Genomic DNA, 17049 nt, shown 5'->3' on the forward strand with positions numbered 1-17049 from the left:
TGCGTTGACTACTGGTGATGTCTGAGTGAGGCCAGGGCCTCCACGGCCCGACGGCTGGTCTGCTGATCCCGGACGGCCAGCCGGATCCACGACGGGCCCAGCCCCGGGAAGGACTCGCCGCGGCGCACCGCGAAGCCCAGCCCGGCCATCTGTTCCCGGATCCAGCCCGGCAGCCCGGCCCGGGGCCCGAGCGGGGCGCAGTCCACCAGCACGAACGGCGCTCGGGGCGCATCGACGGGTGCCAGCCCGGCCGCGGTGAGGGCCCGGACCATGGCCTCCCGGTGGGTCTGGGCGGTGCGGGAGATCTGGTCCGCCTCGGCCAGGGCCTGTGGGGCGCTGCACGCAACCATCGCGTCCAGCGCCGGGGTGGCCACCGACCACGGGGTCTGCAGCCGGGCCAGCGTGCGGACCAACCCGGGATCGCCGACGACGTAGCCCGCGCGGATGCCGGCCAGGCTCCAGGTCTTGGTCAGGGAGCGGGTCACCAGGATCCCGCTCATCTGTTTGCCGATCAGGCTTTCCGGCTCACCGGGGACGGCGTCCATGAAGGCCTCGTCCACCAGCAGCACCCGGCCGGGGCGAGCCAGCCGGCGCAGACTCTCGGCGGAGTGCAGCACCGACGTCGGATTGGTCGGGTTGCCCACCACCACCAGGTCCGCGTCATCGTCGACGTCCGCAGGGTCCAGGGTGAAGCCCGTCTCGGGGCGGAGCAGCAGGCGTCGGGGCAGGTGCCCGGCCAGCCGCAGGGCCTGCTCCGGTTCCGTGAACTGCGGGTGCACCACCAGGGCGCACCGGGTGCCGAAGGCCCGCGCCACCAGCCCGAAGGCCTCCGCGGCGCCCGCAGTGGGCAGTACCATCCGGGGGTCGACGCCGTGCCGGGCGGCGAGCGCCTCCCGGGCCTCGCCGGCGTCCGGGTAGGGCGCCCAGGCCTCGCGGCGGGAGGTGAGGCGGTCCGCCAGCCACCCCGGCGGGGTGGCGGCGTGCACGTTGACGGCCAGATCGGTCAGCCCGGGCGCGAGGTCCCGGTCCCCGTGGTGGGTGAGGTCTGGGTGGTGGGGGGACGTGGGTGGTGGTGTCGCGGTGAGGCTGGCAGCTCGACTCGCTGGCGCAAGCCCTCCTCCGTCGGGCATTGTCGTGCTCACTCGCGTTTGACGCTGCTCATCCTCACCACGAGCACCACCACCCACGTCCGCCGCGCTGAGGGGGGCTGGGGGATCAACCTCCTGCGCGGCCGCCCAGCGCGCCGCGGCCTCGGCAAAGCGCTGCGCGGCCAGGGGATAGCCGGCCCAGTGCAGGTGCTGATAACTGGCGTGCACGGTGGGCCGGCCGAGCCCGGCCGGGTCTCCGGAGACGCCCTCGGCGCGGCCGTCGACATCCCATGCCACCTCGAACCGGTGGTCACCGGCCAGTGAGGCCAGTTCGATCCCGGTGCGGTGGAACTCGTGGCTGGCAAGCACGTCGTCGCGCCTGGTCAGCAGGCTGTCGACGGTGGCCCGGCAGTGCCGGTAGCCCAGGGTCAGCCGCGGAGTCATGGCCGCGGCCAGGGGCAGCGCCCCGGCCATCTCCTGCCCGTCCAGGGAATCGCACAGGTAGAGCAGCCCGGCGCACTCGGCGACGGTGGGCAGGCCCGCCAGCACCAGCCGTCGGATCTGGGAACGCAGGGCGGCATTGCCGGCCAGCTCCCGCGCATAGACCTCCGGGAAACCACCGCCCAGGTAGAGCCCGGCGGTGCCATCGGGCAGGGTGGCGTCGGTGAGCGGGTCGAACTCGGTCACCTCGCAGCCGGCCGCGGTCAGCAGCTCGACGGTCTCCGGGTAACGGAAGGTGAAGGCGCGCCCGGCCGCCACCGCGATCCGCGGCCGGCCGGACACCGCACTGACCAGCCGCGACGGCTGCCACGGCGGCACGTCCAACTCCCCGGCACCCCCGGCCAGTTCCAGCACCCGGTCCAGGTCCACATGGGCCGCCACCAGCTCACCGGCGTGCTGCACCATGGCGCGGGCCTGGTCCCGTTCGGCGGCCGGCACCAGGCCCAGGTGCCGCGACGGCGTGGTCAGCTCCGAGGCGCGGGGGATGGCGCCCAGCACCGGCAACCCCAGCTCCTCGACGGCCCGGGTGCAGGCGTCGACATTGCGCTGACTACCGATCTTGTTCAGCAGCACCCCGGCCACCCGGACGTCGGGATCATAGGAGGCCATGCCGTGCGTGACGGCGGCCACGGTGCGGGAGCTCTTGGCGGCATCCACCACCAGCAGCACCGGCGAGCCGGTCAGCGTGGCGACGTGCGCCGCGGACCCGAAGCCGGCCCGGCCCACCTCGGGCACCGACAGGCTGCCGTCGAACAGCCCCATCGCGCCCTCGACCACGGCAATCTCGGTCACCTCCGGGGTGCGGAAACCGTGTGCCAGCAGGGGAGCAATCAGCTCCGGCCCGCACAGGTGCGGGTCCAGGTTGCGGCCCACCCGCCCGGCGGCCAAGGTGTGGTAGCCCGGGTCGATGTAGTCCGGCCCGGTCTTGAAGGGCGCCACCGCCACCCCACGGGAGCGCAGCGCCGCCATCAGTCCGACGGCGATGGTGGTCTTGCCCGCGCTGGAGGACGGCGCGGCCACCACCAGCCGGGGAAGGTTCACCATTCGATCCCCGCCTGCCCCTTGGCGCCGGTGTCGAAGGGGTGCTTGATCTTGGTCATCTCCGTGACCAGGTCCGCGGCGTCGATCACCTGCTGCGGCATCCGCCGCCCGGTCATCACGACGTGCTGCCTGCCCGGCCGGGAAGCCAGGGTGGCCAGCACCTCGTCGACATCCAACCAGCCATTGGCCAGCACATAGCTGAACTCGTCCAGCACGTAGAGGTCATGGGTCTGGTTGGCCAGCTGCTCGCTGATCCGGTCCCAACCCTGCTTGGCCATGGCGACGTGGTCCACCTCCTGGGTGGAGCGCAGCCACGTCCAGCCCGCGCCCATCGCATGCCATTCCACCGGGCCACCCTGGCCGGTCTGTTGGTGCACCTCGTTCAACGCGGCGAAGGCGGCCTTCTCCCCGGTGCGCCAGTTGGGGGATTTCACGAACTGGTACACGCCAATGCTCCACCCCTGGTTCCAGGCGCGCAGGGCCATCCCGAAGGCGGCGGTGGACTTGCCCTTGCCGTCGCCGGTGTTGACGATCAACCGGGGTTGGTGGCGCAGCTGCTTGGTGGTGAGCTGGGTGTCGCTGACCGGTGGGGTGCCCTGCATCTCAATTCTCCTTGCCTGGTTGGGTTTGGGGATGGGTTGCCAGCGCCAGCAGCGCCTCGACGTCGACCTGCGCCTCCAGGGCGTCGGCCAGGGTGTTGATCATGGCTTCGCGACGTTCGTCGTAGCCGGGGGCATTTGGGTCCGGCCGCCAGGGGTGCCCGGTCTGCTCCGCCACCCGGCTCAGCCAGGCCCGGCGGAAGCCGTCGTGCTCCAGGGCGCCATGCCAGTGGGTGCCCCAGGTGGCGCCCACCCGCATCCCCTCCAGGAAGTCCTCATCCGGGGCTGCGAGGGTGGTGGGGCGGCCGTGGTGGATCTCGTAGCCGGTGGTGTGGTGGCCCCGCCAGGAGCCGGTGGGGCGGCTGAGCACCTTGTCCGGGTGGAAGTCGATCCGGACTGGCAGCAGGCCCAGCCCGTCCACCGGAGTGCTGGTGTGCCCCTCCACCTCGTCGTGGATGGTCCGGCCGAGCATCTGGTACCCGCCGCAGATCCCCAGCGTCGCCCGGCCCTGGTTGTGGCGCTCGGTCACGGCATGGTCAATCCCCTGGGCCCGTAGCCAGGCCAGGTCATCGGTGGTGGCCCGGCTTCCAGGCAGCACCAGCAGGTCCGCCTGGGCGCAGGCCTGCGGGTCGGCGGTGACGGTCACCCGCACGCCCGGCTCGGCGGCCAGGGCGTCGACGTCGGTGGCATTGCTGACCCGGGGGAAGCGGACCACCGCCGCCTCGAAGGGGCGGGATCCCTGACCGGGCAGGCTTCCGGCGCGCCGCCAGGCACCGATCGCCAGGGCATCCTCACCGTCCAGCCAGACCCCGTCCAGCCAGTTCAACACCCCGAAATTGCGCAACCCGGTGAGTTCACTGATCCGGCCCAGACCGGGGGCCAAGACGTCGGGGTCCCCGCGGAACTTGTTGATCAGGTAGCCCTGCAGCAACGCCCGGTCCGGCTCTTCCAACAGGGCCCAGGTGCCGTAGATGCTGGCCAGCACGCCACCCCGGTCGATGTCCCCCACCAGCACGACAGGCAGGTTGAACTGCCTTGCCAGCCCCATGTTCACGTAGTCGCCGGAGCGCAGGTTGATCTCCGCGGGGGAGCCAGCCCCCTCGCACACCACGACGTCGTGGGCGGCGGCCAGCTCCCGGTAGGCCTGGAAGGCGGCGGCCGCCAGATGGGTGCGGCCGGTGGCGTACTGCCCGGCCTCGAGGGTTCCGTCCGGCCGCCCTCGCAGCACGACGTGGGCCCGGCGGTCCGTGCCCGGCTTGATCAGCACCGGGTTCATCGCGGTGGTGGGCTCGACGCCCGCAGCCCGGGCCTGCAGGAACTGTGCCCGGCCGATCTCCCCGTCGGCCACCACCATGGAGTTGTTGCTCATGTTCTGGGCCTTGAACGGCGCGACGTTCAGCCCGCGCCGCCGCAGCACCCGGCACAGGCCGGTCACAACCAACGACTTGCCGGCATCCGACGAGGTGCCGGTCACCAGGATTCCGGTCATGGCCTCTCCTTTCCAGCGACGCTGGCCCGCGCCAGCACCAGGGCTCCCGCCGCCAGCCCCGCGGCGGCCCACTGCACCCGTCGACCCAGCACACAGGCCCGTCCCAGATCCTCGGCCGTGGGCCGGGGCCCGTCGCCCAGCAGGCCGCGATGCTCCACCCGGCCGCCCGGGTAGACATTGCGTCCGCCCAGCTGCACGCCCAGCGCCCCTGCCCAGGCCGACTCGCACCAGCCACCATTCGGGCTGGGATGGTCGTGGGCGTCGCGCCACATCACCCGCCACGCCTGCCCTCGTCGCTCCCCGGCCAGAGCGCAGGCCAACGCGCCGGTGAGCCGGGCCGGCAGCCAGCAGGCTGCGTCATCCAGCCTGGCCGCCACCATCCCGAAGTTCTCGTAGCGCGCATTGTGGTGGCCCACCATGGCGTCCAGGGTGTTGATCCCGCGGTGCAGCAGCAGCCCCGGCGCCCCCGCCACGACGCCCCAGACCAGCGGGGCCACCACCGCGTCGGCGGCATTCTCCGCGACGGACTCCAGCGCCGCCCGGGCCAGCTCCGGCTCGTCCAACTCATCCGGGAGCCGGCCGCACAAGTGTCCCAGCCGGACCCGGGCGGCCGGCAGGTTCCCTCTGGCAAGGTGGGATGCCATGACCTCTCCCTCCCGGGCCAGGGAATTGCCGCCGGTGACCGCCCAGGCAGCCAGCGCGGTGGTGGCCACCCGCAGCAGCGGACGGCGTCGGCCGGCCAGCTCCGCGGTCACCCCGGCCAGCGCCAGCGGCGCCAGGCAGACCGCCACATGCACCGCCCCGGCCATCCGGTCATCGCGATAACTGCGCCGCTCCACCCACGTCGCCCAATTGCCGAACCAGGCCACCGGGTGGTGCCGGTGCGGGTCCGGGATCACCCGGTCCGCCACCGTCCCTAGCACCAGGCCCGCGGCGCGCGCCCAGCTCATGCGGCACCCACTAGGTTGAAGTCATGCAGCCCACTCGTCTGGTCCTGGTCCGGCACGGCCAGAGCACCTGGAACCTGGAGCGACGGCTGCAGGGCCAGACCATGGACGTGCCGCTCACGCCGCAGGGCCTGGCCGAGGCCGAGCTGGCGGCCCAGCGGGTCGCGGCCCTGGTCAGGCCGGGAACGCCGGTGGTCAGCAGCGACCAGCTGCGCGCCCGGCAGACCGCAGAGGTGGTGGCCGACGGGTTGGGCGTCGCGCCCCGGCTCACCGACCTGCTCCGGGAACAGGCCCTGGGCAGCCTGGAGGGCCGGCTGGCCCACGAGCTGGCCGAACAACCCGTGCCCGCTGGGCTGGACATCAGCGAGGTGGCCTGGGGTGGGGGCGAGTCCATCCAACAGGTGCATGCCCGCTGCCGCCGCCTGCTGGACTGGCTCGCCGCCCAGTACCCGTCGGCCCCGGCGCTGGTGCTGGTCAGCCACGGTGACACCCTGCGGGTGCTGCTGGCGGTGCTCGACGGGCGGGGCCACCGCGACGTGGACTGGTGCGTGATCGGCAATGGTGAGGTGCTGGTGCGGGACTGGGCTGATGGGGGCGGCCCGGCCGACGGTGATTCGGGCGGCGCGCGCTGACGGCCAGTGCTGGCCGAGGCTGCGGAGAGCCGGCCGCGTCCGGACGGTGCGCTCCCACGCAGCCCTGTGGACGGGGGCCCGACGGAGGGCATTCGGGCGAAGGAGAGCCGCGGATGTGCCGCGCGGGTCTGGCATCCCGGTAGTCCTTCACACGTTGGGCGAAGGACGGGACCGTCCACCCTTCGCCGAGGGCAGTTGAGGCGCACCGTTGCCAGGCGACCGGGCTCATCCCCACGGACCCATGGCTCCGGCCATCGTTCGTGGGGCATCACCGTTGCGGGACAGCGCCGGGATCTCACCGGCTTCGCTGGCAGCGACGCACTGGCCGAGGGCCAGCAACCAACACCCTAGCCCGCCTGCCCGGCATGGGCGCAGCCGGATTCCCCCCAAATTGTGGGACTGCCGTCCAAATCTGAAAATCCACCTCCAGAATCTCCCTGATCCAGGAAGTGCGCCGTAGGCCGACCGGGCCGGGAGATTCCTGCGGTCGATTCCCAGAATTGGTCCGGCGACCCACTGCCAAGTGCCCCATGAGAAGGCGCTGAGCGGGCACTGAGAGGGGTTCGGTCGGTCACACAGCCCAGCCATAGCCTGTGGCAAACGTTGAGCAGCCGACCGTCGGCACAGCAATGGGGGAGCAGAACATGACCTGGTGGGAATCGATCATCCTGGGCGTCGTCGAGGGAGTGACCGAGTTCCTGCCCGTGTCCAGCACTGGCCACCTGACCATCACCGAGAAGCTGATGGGCATGCCGATCGACGACCCCGGCATCACCGCCTACACCGCCATCATCCAGATCGGCGCGATCCTGGCGGCCGTCCTGTACTTCTGGAAGGACATCGTGCGGATCGGCACCGCCTTCGTCCAGGGCCTTGGCAACAAGGGCAAGCGCGATGCCGACTACAACATGGGCTGGGCCGTCGTGGTCGGCACCGTGATCACCGCCGGCGTCGCCCTGCTGGGCAAGGACCTGATCACCGGTGCCCTGCGCAGCATGTGGGTGGTGGCGATCGGCCTGATCGTGTGGTCCTTCGCCATGTTCGCCGCCGACCGGTACTCCGCCAAGGCGCCCGCCAGCAAGCAGCGCAGCCTGGAGAGCATCACCTGGAAGGATGGCGCCATCCTGGGCGCCGTCCAGTGCCTGTCACTGGTGCCCGGCGTCTCCCGCTCCGGCGCCACCATCACCGGCGGCCTGTTCAGCGGCCTGGACCGGCTGGCCGCCACCAAGCTCTCCTTCTACCTGGGCATCCCCGCCCTGGTGGCCGCCGGCTGTTACGAGGCCGCCAGCGAGTTCAGCCATGTGTCCGAGACCATCGGCTGGGGCGTCACCGGGATCGGCATGATGGTGAGCTTTTTCGTCGCCTACGCCTCCATCGCCTGGTTGCTGAAGTTCGTCGCCAGCAACACCTTCACCAGCTTCGTGATCTACCGCGTCCTGCTGGGCCTGACCATCATCGGCCTGCTCGCCACCAAGGTGATCACCGCCGTCTGAGCATCTCCCGCCGATGAACGGGGTCGTGGCCTGCGGGTCGCGGCCCCGTCGTCGTCACCAGCCCCAGCCTCGTTCTGCCACCATGGTGGAGCCACCGCTCCTCCCGGGCGGACTTCGTGAGGATTCGCATGACCCAGCAGCTGCGCGCCAGTCTCGCCCTGATCGGCTCCATGGTCCTGTTCGCCGCCAGCTACACCATCACCAAGGTCGCGCTGGTCGACGTCGGCCCCCTGACCCTGGGTACCGTGCGCTTCCTGCTGGCCACCGTCGTGATCGCCGGGATCCTGGCGGCAACTCGCGGCTGGCAACGCCCGACGCCCCGCGACGCCCGCACCCTGGCGCTGGGTGGGCTGCTCGGGGTGACGGCCTACTTCGCGCTGGAAAACCTTGGCGTCGCCTGGTCCACCGCCACCGACGCCACCCTGCTCTCGGCCGCCTTCCCCGCCGTGATCGCGGTCACCGACGTGCTGCTGAACAAGGCCGTGATCGGCCGTCGCGGCTGGTTCGGAATCCTGCTCGCCATGGTTGGTTCGGTCGCGATCGTCTTCGGCGGCCCCATCTCCGACGAAGCCGGCCCCAAACGGCTCTGGGGTGATCTGCTGATCCTGCTGGCCGCCGTCGTCTGGGCCCTCTACACCTTCGCCACCCGGGAGGTGGTGACCCGGTACTCGTCGTGGACGACGGTGTTGTGGCAGGACGGCGTCGGCGCGCTGGCCTTCATCCCCCTGGCCCTGACCGAGGCGCGGACCTGGCGACCGCCCAGTCATCCGGTGCCCACCATCTCTGCGGTGCTGTCGCTGACCGTGCTGTGTTCCGTGCTGGCGATGGTGCTCTATGCGTTGGCCGTGCGCCAGCTCTCCACGGCGGTGGTGGCCGCCAGCATCAACCTGGTGCCGATGTTCGGCCTGGTTATCGCCCTGCTGGTGCTGCACGAGCCGGTCGGCTGGGGGCAGGTGGCCGGCTGTGCCGTCGTGATCGGCGGGGTCTGGCTCACGCACCGCCAGTGAGTCCGGTGGCCGGGTCAGCGGGCCTGTCTGGTCTGCACCGGCAGACCCGCCTTCTTCCAGCCGCTGAAACCACCCTCCAGATGGGCGACGTCATCGCGCCCCATCCGGCTGAGCACCTCCGCCGACAAGGCCGAACGCCAGCCCGACCCGCAATAGAGCACCAGCCGGCGGCCGTCGTCCAGATCCGGCTTGTAGTAGGGGCTCTCCGGGTCGATCCAGAATTCCAGCATCCCGCGCGGCGCGTGCTTGGCGCCGGGGATCAGCCCGTCGCGCTCCAGCTCACGCACGTCGCGGATGTCCACCAGCAGCACGTCCGGATCGTCGAGCATGCCCCGCACCTCATCGCGGGTGAGGGTGGTGATCTTCTCATTGGCCTGCGCCACCAGGGCGGCGGCGTTCAGCGGCAGCGGGCTTCCGGGTTCGCGGGTCATGGCTCCACCTTCGTCATCGGATGGCTCCAGCCTAGGGAACACGGATCATCATGTCCCGGCTGCGACGTGTCGGATCCGTCGATCTGCTGATCCGAGCCGGAGATTGCCACCATCGTGGTGGACGGCTTCCGATCGGTGGACCCCCGGACGGTCACCTACTGGTGAAGCGTGAGTCCTTGCGGTGGGGCATGCCGCGGCGGGAGTGCTGGGCGAGCGGGCCAAGCTCCTGTGGGAGTGGCGCGTCGTTGAGTCGACGATCCGACGCAGGCCCGCGCGGAAGACCATTGGTCGGTGCTTCCCGGGCCCGGAAGCGCTCAGCCGCCGAGGTCCTGCGCGATCTCCCAGCTGTGGCCGTCGGGGTCCCGGAAGGTCACGGTGCGCATCCCCCAGGGTTGGTCGGTCGGTGCGGAGTCGAAGGTGACATTGCGCGCCTTCAGGGTCTCGACGACGGTGTCGATGTCGTCCACCCAGATGCTTAGCTGGGAGCGCACCCCGGCGTTGGCGGCGGCCACGGGGGCGGGTGCCAGCAGCCGCTCACCCTCGGAGTCCACCAGGAGGTTGAGCACGACGCTGCCCAGCCCGAAGCCGATCGACTTCTCGTCGCGCCACAGGGGCTCTTCCGCAAAGGCCCGCGCGTAGAACTCCGCCGCGGTCTCCTGGTCTGCCACCAGCAGCGTGATGGCCGACAGGGCGGGCGTGAACGAGGGCTCGTGAGAATCCATGCGGCCCACCGTAGCCGCGCCGCGGTCCCTGGTGGCTGGCGTCCCCCTGCTGGGATGGCTGGGTCGCTCGACCAATTCTGGGAATCGACCTCGAGAATTCCGCCAGGCACTGGTTTGTCGGCGGTTTCCGCGGGGCTCCGCCGGCCCCCGATATTCCAGAGGCCGATTCTCAGAATCCGCGCAGGAAAGGATGCGGCGCCGCGACGGTGGAGCTTCTAGGCTCGCGGGGTGCAGCCCACCCCCACCCCCGCTTCCCAAGCCGTCGCCGCTGACCTGGATCCCCGCGCCTGGCCCGCCCTGTGGGCGATGGCGGTCGGCTTCTTCATGATCATGGTGGACGGCACCATCGTCAGCGTGTCCATCCCGGCGATCATGGCCTCGCTCGGCGCGGATGTGACCCAGGTGATCTGGGTGAGCTCCGCCTACCTGCTGACCTACGCCATCCCGCTGCTGATCACTGGCCGGCTGGGCGACCGGTTCGGCCCCAAACGCCTGTACCTGTCGGGGTTGCTGGTCTTCGCCCTGTCCAGCCTGTGGTGTGGGCTGGCGGGCAGCATCACCTCGCTGATCGCGGGCCGGGCGGTGCAGGGGTTGGGAGCGGCAATGATGTCGCCGCAGACCATGGCCGTGATCACGCGGATGTTCCCGCCGCAACGACGGGGTGCGCCGATGGGTCTGTGGGGGGCCACGGCGTCGGTGGCCAGCCTGGCGGGGCCGCTGTTGGGTGGCTTGCTGGTGGACACCGTGGGCTGGGAGTGGATCTTCTTCGTCAACGTGCCGATTGGGGTGCTGGCCATCGCCGCTGTCTGGAAGCTGGTGCCCAGTCTGGAGACCCATGCCCACTCCTTCGACCTGCTCGGGGTGGCGCTGAATGCCGTCGGCCTGACGCTGGTGGTCTTCGCCATTCAGGAGGGGCAGGCGCAGGGGTGGCCACTGTGGGTGGCCGGGATGATCGCGGCCGGCCTCGCGGTGCTGGGGCTGTTCGTCTGGCAGCAGGCCCGCAACCGGCGCGAGCCGCTGATGCCACTGGCCCTGTTCCGCAACCGCAACTTCGCGGCCGCCAATGCCAGCATCTTCGTGATGGGCGGCGCCGTGGTGGCGATGAGCTTCCCGATGATGCTCTTCCTGCAGACCGGCCGCGGCCTGTCCCCAACCCAGGCGGCCCTGCTCAGCCTGCCCTCGGCGGTGATCTCCTTCGTCGGCGCCCCGCTGATCGGCAAGGCCGCCAACTCTCGCCCGACCAGGGGATTTGCCGTCACGGGCTTCCTGGTCTTCGCGCTGGCGCTGGTGGCCCAGGCCGAACTGATGCGTGCCGACCTGTCGGTGTTGTGGATGCTGCTGCCATCGGTGCTGGTCGGATTGTCCGGGTCACTGATCTGGGGCCCGCTGTCCATGTCCGCAACGCGAGACCTGCCGCCGCACTGGGCCGGCGCCGGCTCCGGTGTCTACAACGCCACCCGGCAGCTCGGCTCGGTGCTGGGTTCGGCCGCGATTGCCACCATCATCGAATGGCAGCTGGCTTCACAGTTGCCCGGGGGTGGTTCGGCCGGGCGGCCCACCGAGGGGGCGCATGTGGCGTTGCCGGACCTGTTGCGCGGCCCCTTCAGCGTCGCCATGCGCCATGCCGCCTGGTTCCCGGCGGTGCTCGCCCTGCTGGGGGCCGTGGCTGCGAGTTTCCTGGTTCGGCCCAGCTTCCTGCGGGGCGACGAGTGAGCACCTCGGCCACGCCGCGCTCCGCCCGCCACACCCGGTACCTGGCACTGGGTGCCCTGGTGCTGATGGGGGTGCTGTGGGGAAGCACCTTCTTCTCCATGAAGGACCTGACCAGCCGGATCCCGGTGCCGGACCTGCTGGCAGTGCGCTTCATCATTGCCGCCGTCGTCTCCGGGGCCTTGGGCTGGCGGCACTGGCGGATGAACCGACGGACGCTGCGGCACGGCACCATCCTGGGGTTGATCTATGGCACCGCGCAGCTGGTGCAGACGGTGGGGTTGGCGCACACCGCGGCCTCGGTCTCGGGCTTCGTCACCGGCCTCTATGTGGTCTTCACTCCCTTCCTGGCCGCGTGGCTGCTGCGGGAGCGGGTGCCGCTGCTCACCTGGCTGTCGGTGCTGCTCGCCGCGCTTGGCCTTGGTGTCCTGACCTTGGACCTGTCCGCGGGTGTCGTCATCGGTGTGGGGGAACTGCTCACCCTGGGCTCCGCCGTGATCTATGCCTGCCACATCGTCGCGGTGGATCGTTGGTCGGACGGCGACAACTCGCTGTCGCTGACCCTGGTCACCCTGACGGTGGTGGCGCTGGAATGCACCGTTGCGGCCCTGCCTGGTGGCATTCACCTGCCCTCCGGGGGGACGGACTGGGCATGGATGCTCTACATCGCGGTGATTGCCGGGGCCATCCCGATCTTCCTTCAGGTCTGGGCCCAGGCGGTGGTCGAGTCTACCACCGCGGCGGTGCTGATGGCCGGCGAGCCGGTCTGGGCCGCGGTCTTCGCGGTGCTGCTGGGTGGGGAGCGGTTCACCTGGCAGATGTTGGCCGGGGGTGGTTCGATGTTCGCCGCGATGATCCTGGTCACGGTCCTGCCCAAGTTCCGCAGCCGGGGTCGGCTGTTGGAGGTGGGCTGAGCTCCCGGTCCTTGGGCTGGAGGGTGCCTGGGCTGGGCGGTGCCCGAGCTCGGCGATGTTTGGGCTGGGCGGTGCCCGAGCTGGACGGTGTCCTACCCGGCTGGTGCCCCGCCCAAGGCCCCTCCCCGCGCCTGGGGAGTCGTTTGTGGCCAGCCCGATCCAGCCGCGCCAGGCGTCGACCACCTCCCCGCACCTGGAGTGCCGCTTGAGTTCGTACGGCGCAACCAGCTCGCCGCTGTGGGCCGTTTCCGCGTCTGGGGTGCTCTGCACCGGCTTTCGTTGTGGCAGCGGGTGACCAAGAGCTCCCCGCGCCCGGGGTGCCGCTGGCCCTGCGGGATCCCAGCGCGTTCGTGGTGACGCTGGCGCCGGGCCCGGGGAGGGTCGGTTGTCCAGTTCTGGGAATCGACCTCAGGAATCCATCGGGCCCCGGTTCCCGCGCTCCTCTGCTGGCGGCGGACGATAACTCGGGGGCGCTTTTCAGAATTGGACGAAAGTACAGAGTTATCCACAGATTTGTGGTTGCCGAGGAATTGTCCACAGGCTCCCCACTGCGTGACGCAAATCGGGCCCTCTTGCACATCCTGCTTGTGTGAACACCATGACATCGGAGGCCGAGCGCCTCCTGGACGCCGTCGGCGTGCTCCGCCGCAAGGACCATCCCGGGCTCGCCACCGCCCTGGACTACCTGGTCAAGCTGGGTCGAGCGGTGACGCTGCTGCCGGGAATCGTCGTCCCGGCAGCAAAGAAGGATGACCTGGCCACCCAGCTGGCCGCCGTGGGCTTGTGGGATCCGGACGCCGTGATCACGGGTCTGGCCGCGGCCAGGCTCGGATTCTGGGAGAAGGCCAAGGTCAGCACCATCACGGTCCTCACCAGGCGTCGGCTGCCGGACCGGGGAAACTTCCGCTTCAGCCGGGCTTCGATTGATGTGGATGACGTGGTGGAAAAGGATGGCACCCGGTTCAGCAGCCCCACCTGGACGGCCGTCTGGTTGGCCAGAAGTGACCACGGTGAGGCCACCGATGAGGCGCTTCGTGCCACCAAGACCACGCCGGAACACCTGACCGAGATGATGGACACCTTCAAGTGGCGGGTGGGTAACCGGGAAAGGCGGTTCATCGTCGTGAACAGCCGGGAGAGGCCCTGGTCCCAGATGGAGCGGCGGGGTCATGAGGCGCTGCGGGATGCCGGGGTCACCGGCTGGAAGGGCAACCACGTCTTCACGCTGGGAGGCCGCACCTGGCCCGGGGATATCGTCTTCGAGCACCTGCGTCTGGTGATCGAGCTGGACGGCTTTGAGTTCCACTCCAGTCCGGAGACCTTCCAGGCCGACCATGAGAAGGACGCGTTGCTCCTGGCAGAAGGCTGGATCACCGTGCGGTTGAGCTGGGCACAGGTGAAGGATCCGGCACGATTCGTGGAGCTGGTGCTGGCCGCGATGCAGATCGCGGCTCGAGCGATGGCCTGAACTCTCTTGGGGAGAGCTGAAGAATGCGCCGGGCCAAGGGCTGGGGCTGAGTGGAACCTGAGTGCTCACAGGGCTTGTCGGCCGGCCACCGGATAGCCTGTGGGATGCGCACATGGCGTGTGCCGAACATCTTCTCGGGGGAGAGCCTTGACCGACCTGACCATTCCACTGCCGGACGACATCCAGATCGTCGCCTTTGACCTGGACGACACCCTCGCGGCCTCCAAGTCCCCGCTGAAGCCCGCGATGGCCGAGGCGCTGACCGACCTCCTGGCCACCCGCCCGGTGTGCATCATTTCCGGTGGCCGTTACGAGCAGTTCCAGGCGCAGGTGCTGGACAACCTCCCGGAATCGGCGGACCTGACCAACCTGCACCTGATGCCCACCTGTGGCACCCGTTACCTGCGTCACCTGGATGGCGGCTGGACCGAGATCTACGCCCACAACCTGGACGAGGCGGACAAGCAGGCGGCGATCGCCTCGCTGGAGAAGCGCGCCAAGGAGCTCGGCCTGTGGGAGAGCGACGAGATCTGCAAGGGCCCCCGGATCGAGGACCGTGGTTCGCAGATCACCTTCTCGGCGCTGGGCCAGCAGGCGGCGGTGGCGGACAAGCATGCCTGGGACCCGGACATGACCAAGCGGGCTGCCCTGCGGGATGCCGTCGCGGCCGACCTGCCGAACCTGGAGGTCCGCTCCGGTGGCTCCACCTCGATCGACATCACCATGAAGGGGATCGACAAGGCGCACGGGATGCGCTCCCTCGAGGAGCAGACCGGGATCAAGCAGGCCAACATGTTGTTCATCGGCGACCGGCTGCAGCCCGGCGGCAATGACTACCCGGTCTACGAGATGGGGATTGCGTGCCATGCGGTCACCGGCCCGGAGGAGACCATCAGCTATGTCCGGCAGCTGGTGGAGGATCTCAAGCAGGGTTGATCTCCCGGGATGATTCAGGGATGGCCGTCCGCGTTCTCGCGGGCGGCCATCGGTCATTCCCGCCCCGGGTCCGGGGCGCTGCCGGCGCCGGGCAGGGTGCTCCCTCGCAGCACGGGCGGATCCAGCCGCACCCGTCGCACCGTTCGTGGGAGGTCTCCCAACGCATCATGGTGCCGCAGTTGGGGCAGGGCTCGGTGAGATCAGCCATGCCGCGACTATAGGCGGTGGGGCCCGGGAGGCGCCGGTTCGGCGGCTGGGGACCGCGGGTGGCTGCCGCGGCTGGCAGCAGGGGTAGTCAACGCACCAGTTGCGGCCACGACCGCTGGCATCGGGCGGCGCAGCCTTGCCCGGGCGCTGGGACGAGCGTCCAATTCTGGAAAGTGACCGCGGGAATGCCGGCAATTCCTGCTGCCGGGCGGGGCGCCGCTGACCAGGGGAAGTCTGGCGGCACCTTTTCAGAATGTGATCGTCAGAGCACCAGGCTGACGGCCACCGCCAGCATCACCAGGCCGACCACCACGTCCACTCCCCGCCATACCGATGGCCGGGCCAATGGGCCAGACAGGGCCCGCGCCCCGAAGCCCAGACCGGTGAACCAGACCACGGAGGCGCACATCGCGCCCACCGCAAAAGCCCACTTCAAGTCTCCGTGGCTGGCGGCAATGGATCCCAGCATCACCACCGTGTCCAGGTACACGTGCGGATTCAGCCAAGTGACGGCCAGCACCGTGGTCAGTACCGAAGACCGGCTCCGGGTGCCCTCATCGGCCAGCGCGCCCGGGGCAAGAGCGGCCCGGAAGGATCCCATCGCGCACCAGGTCAGATAGCCGGCGCCCAGCCAACTCATGGCCCGCAGCGCCGCGGGATGGGCGGTGGCCACCGCGCCCATTCCGGCCGTTCCGGCCCCGATCAGCACCAGGTCTCCCAGGGCGCAGACCGTCACCACCAGACCGACATGCTCCCGGCGCAGCCCTTGACGAAGAACCAGGGCATTCTGCACGCCGATCACGATGATGAGCGAGAGGCCGGTGAGCAGTCCGGTCAGCCAGGTGGAAATCATGCGGGAAACGTTAGGGATCGAGCCAGATGAAGACAAACGATTCTTTCTGAGGTTTCCTAAGATGTCCTCATGAATGGTGATTGGCTACGCACGATGATCGCGGTGGTGGACGAGGGCAGCTTCGAGGCGGCCGCTGATGACCTACGGATCTCGCCCTCGGCGGTGAGCCAGCGGATCAAGGCCCTGGAGGCCCGGCTGGGTCAGGTGGTGGTGCGCCGCACCCTGCCCTGCGCCCCCACGACCGCCGGGGAGGTGCTGCTGCGAATGGCCCGCCAGGTGGTGTTCCTGGAGGACGAGACCCTCGCCGAACTGGGCCGCGGCCAGGGCGGTGCGGTGCTCCGGATGGCGGTGAATGCGGACTCGCTGGCCACCTGGTTTCGTCCGGTCTTGCGGGAGGCGGCCGGCTGGGAAGGCCTGACCCTGCGCCTAGAGGTGGAGGACCAAGGGCACTCGTCAGAGCTGCTGCGCCGGGGAGATGTGATCGCCGCCGTCACCTCCGACCCGGTCCCGGTGGCTGGCTGTCGAACCGAGCGCTTGGGGGCCATGCGCTATCTGCCGGTGGCGTCCCCGGAACTGGTGGCCCGGCACGGCGGCCTGGATGGCCTCCGCTGGGCCGAGCTCCCCGCCCTGCGGTACAACGCCAAGGATGACCTCCAGCTCGATTTCCTGCGGAGGAAGGGAATTCACGACGTTCCCCCACAGCCGCAGGTACCTGGCTCGGAGGCCTTCCTGGCTGGGGTGCTGGCCGGCCTGGCGTGGGGGATGATCCCCAAGGCGCAACTGGCGAGCCACCTGGAAGACGGCAGCCTGGTCCGACTGCCCGGCGAGCCGGCCGATGTGGGGCTGCACTGGCAGGTGTGGAGGGTGGACTCCCCGCGGATCGAACGAGCCACGGCAGCCGTGCGTCGGGCCGCGCGCGGCCTGGCCCAGGGAGGAACCTGATCAGTCGTGTCCCTCCTGGGGCGGGTCGGATCGGGCGATCACTGGTCCCGCGCGCCACGGGTGCAGGAA

15 protein-coding genes are annotated in these 17049 nt (G+C 70.1%); 8 read left to right on the plus strand and 7 right to left on the minus strand.

Translation table 11 applies throughout. From position 1 onward, the window contains the following. Positions 1–8 precede the first annotated feature (8 nt). From AAEX60_RS01785 to AAEX60_RS01800, 4 genes are read right to left on the minus strand one after another with little or no spacing between them, the layout of a single operon-like run. Positions 9–2633: a cobyrinate a,c-diamide synthase gene (locus AAEX60_RS01785; RefSeq protein WP_342106388.1), complete on the minus strand. Its 2625-nt coding sequence runs from the start codon at positions 2631–2633 to the stop codon at positions 9–11. Next, complete coding sequence (gene cobO, locus AAEX60_RS01790; RefSeq protein WP_342100697.1) at positions 2627–3232, minus strand: cob(I)yrinic acid a,c-diamide adenosyltransferase; 606 nt, start codon at positions 3230–3232, stop codon at positions 2627–2629. Before cobO ends, AAEX60_RS01785 begins: the two co-directional genes overlap by 7 nt. Before the next feature lies 1 nt (position 3233). Beyond that, positions 3234–4718, minus strand: a complete 1485-nt coding sequence (locus AAEX60_RS01795; RefSeq protein ID WP_342100698.1) for a cobyric acid synthase — start codon at positions 4716–4718, stop codon at positions 3234–3236. Further along, positions 4715–5668, minus strand: coding sequence for a cobalamin biosynthesis protein (locus AAEX60_RS01800; RefSeq protein ID WP_342100699.1), 954 nt, complete (start codon positions 5666–5668; stop codon positions 4715–4717). The genes AAEX60_RS01795 and AAEX60_RS01800 overlap by 4 nt, the downstream gene beginning before the upstream one ends. 23 nt (positions 5669–5691) lie before the next feature. Between AAEX60_RS01800 and AAEX60_RS01805 the strand changes: the two genes are divergently transcribed. From AAEX60_RS01805 to AAEX60_RS01815, 3 genes are all read left to right on the plus strand, one after another. After that, a complete protein-coding gene (locus AAEX60_RS01805) occupies positions 5692–6297 on the plus strand; it encodes a histidine phosphatase family protein (RefSeq protein WP_342100700.1) in 606 nt (201 codons plus the stop codon). Positions 6298–6941: 644 nt separating this feature from the next. Further along, positions 6942–7790, plus strand: coding sequence for an undecaprenyl-diphosphate phosphatase (locus tag AAEX60_RS01810; RefSeq protein WP_342100701.1), 849 nt, complete (start codon positions 6942–6944; stop codon positions 7788–7790). A gap of 128 nt (positions 7791–7918) precedes the next feature. Next, a complete protein-coding gene (locus tag AAEX60_RS01815) occupies positions 7919–8797 on the plus strand; it encodes a DMT family transporter (RefSeq protein WP_342100702.1) in 879 nt (292 codons plus the stop codon). Between the two features lie 14 nt (positions 8798–8811). On the opposite strand, the gene AAEX60_RS01820 is transcribed toward AAEX60_RS01815, so the two are convergent. Beyond that, positions 8812–9228: a rhodanese-like domain-containing protein gene (locus AAEX60_RS01820; RefSeq protein ID WP_342100704.1), complete on the minus strand. Its 417-nt coding sequence runs from the start codon at positions 9226–9228 to the stop codon at positions 8812–8814. Between the two features lie 314 nt (positions 9229–9542). After that, positions 9543–9950, minus strand: coding sequence for a VOC family protein (locus AAEX60_RS01825; protein WP_342100706.1), 408 nt, complete (start codon positions 9948–9950; stop codon positions 9543–9545). 228 nt (positions 9951–10178) lie between these two features. On the opposite strand from AAEX60_RS01825, the gene AAEX60_RS01830 reads away from it, so the two are divergent. The 4 genes from AAEX60_RS01830 (at position 10179) to AAEX60_RS01845 (ending at position 14978) form a co-directional block, all read left to right on the plus strand. After that, positions 10179–11663: a DHA2 family efflux MFS transporter permease subunit gene (locus tag AAEX60_RS01830; RefSeq protein WP_342100709.1), complete on the plus strand. Its 1485-nt coding sequence runs from the start codon at positions 10179–10181 to the stop codon at positions 11661–11663. After that, positions 11660–12574 carry a DMT family transporter gene (locus AAEX60_RS01835; protein WP_342100712.1) on the plus strand — a complete coding sequence of 305 codons (915 nt, stop codon included), beginning with the start codon at positions 11660–11662 and terminating at the stop codon, positions 12572–12574. Before AAEX60_RS01830 ends, AAEX60_RS01835 begins: the two co-directional genes overlap by 4 nt. Positions 12575–13172: 598 nt before the next feature. Further along, positions 13173–14042: an endonuclease domain-containing protein gene (locus AAEX60_RS01840; protein WP_342100942.1), complete on the plus strand. Its 870-nt coding sequence runs from the start codon at positions 13173–13175 to the stop codon at positions 14040–14042. Between the two features lie 156 nt (positions 14043–14198). Beyond that, on the plus strand, positions 14199–14978 hold the full coding sequence (locus AAEX60_RS01845; RefSeq protein ID WP_446721233.1) for an HAD-IIB family hydrolase: 780 nt from the start codon (positions 14199–14201) through the stop codon (positions 14976–14978). Between the two features lie 469 nt (positions 14979–15447). On the opposite strand, the gene AAEX60_RS01850 is transcribed toward AAEX60_RS01845, so the two are convergent. After that, positions 15448–16038, minus strand: coding sequence for a LysE/ArgO family amino acid transporter (locus AAEX60_RS01850; RefSeq protein WP_342100716.1), 591 nt, complete (start codon positions 16036–16038; stop codon positions 15448–15450). Between the two features lie 69 nt (positions 16039–16107). On the opposite strand from AAEX60_RS01850, the gene AAEX60_RS01855 reads away from it, so the two are divergent. Further along, a complete protein-coding gene (locus tag AAEX60_RS01855) occupies positions 16108–16980 on the plus strand; it encodes a LysR family transcriptional regulator ArgP (protein WP_342100718.1) in 873 nt (290 codons plus the stop codon). The last annotated feature ends 69 nt before the right edge of the window (positions 16981–17049 follow it).

The sequence above is a fragment of the Luteococcus sp. H101 genome, from assembly GCF_038433155.1.
GTDB lineage: Bacteria > Actinomycetota > Actinomycetes > Propionibacteriales > Propionibacteriaceae > Luteococcus.

Bases quoted from the DNA above. Each gene is read 5' to 3' on its own strand.
- AAEX60_RS01795 (WP_342100698.1), bottom strand. From the start codon at position 4,718: ATGACCGGAATCCTGGTGACCGGCACCTCGTCGGATGCCGGCAAGTCG.
- AAEX60_RS01820 (WP_342100704.1), bottom strand. From the start codon at position 9,228: ATGACCCGCGAACCCGGAAGCCCGCTGCCGCTGAACGCCGCCGCCCTG.
- AAEX60_RS01810 (WP_342100701.1), top strand. From the start codon at position 6,942: ATGACCTGGTGGGAATCGATCATCCTGGGCGTCGTCGAGGGAGTGACC.
- AAEX60_RS01840 (WP_342100942.1), top strand. From the start codon at position 13,173: ATGACATCGGAGGCCGAGCGCCTCCTGGACGCCGTCGGCGTGCTCCGC.
- AAEX60_RS01850 (WP_342100716.1), bottom strand. From the start codon at position 16,038: ATGATTTCCACCTGGCTGACCGGACTGCTCACCGGCCTCTCGCTCATC.
- AAEX60_RS01800 (WP_342100699.1), bottom strand. From the start codon at position 5,668: ATGAGCTGGGCGCGCGCCGCGGGCCTGGTGCTAGGGACGGTGGCGGAC.
- AAEX60_RS01855 (WP_342100718.1), top strand. From the start codon at position 16,108: ATGAATGGTGATTGGCTACGCACGATGATCGCGGTGGTGGACGAGGGC.
- AAEX60_RS01805 (WP_342100700.1), top strand. From the start codon at position 5,692: ATGCAGCCCACTCGTCTGGTCCTGGTCCGGCACGGCCAGAGCACCTGG.
- AAEX60_RS01825 (WP_342100706.1), bottom strand. From the start codon at position 9,950: ATGGATTCTCACGAGCCCTCGTTCACGCCCGCCCTGTCGGCCATCACG.
- AAEX60_RS01785 (WP_342106388.1), bottom strand. From the start codon at position 2,633: ATGGTGAACCTTCCCCGGCTGGTGGTGGCCGCGCCGTCCTCCAGCGCG.
- AAEX60_RS01815 (WP_342100702.1), top strand. From the start codon at position 7,919: ATGACCCAGCAGCTGCGCGCCAGTCTCGCCCTGATCGGCTCCATGGTC.
- cobO (WP_342100697.1), bottom strand. From the start codon at position 3,232: ATGCAGGGCACCCCACCGGTCAGCGACACCCAGCTCACCACCAAGCAG.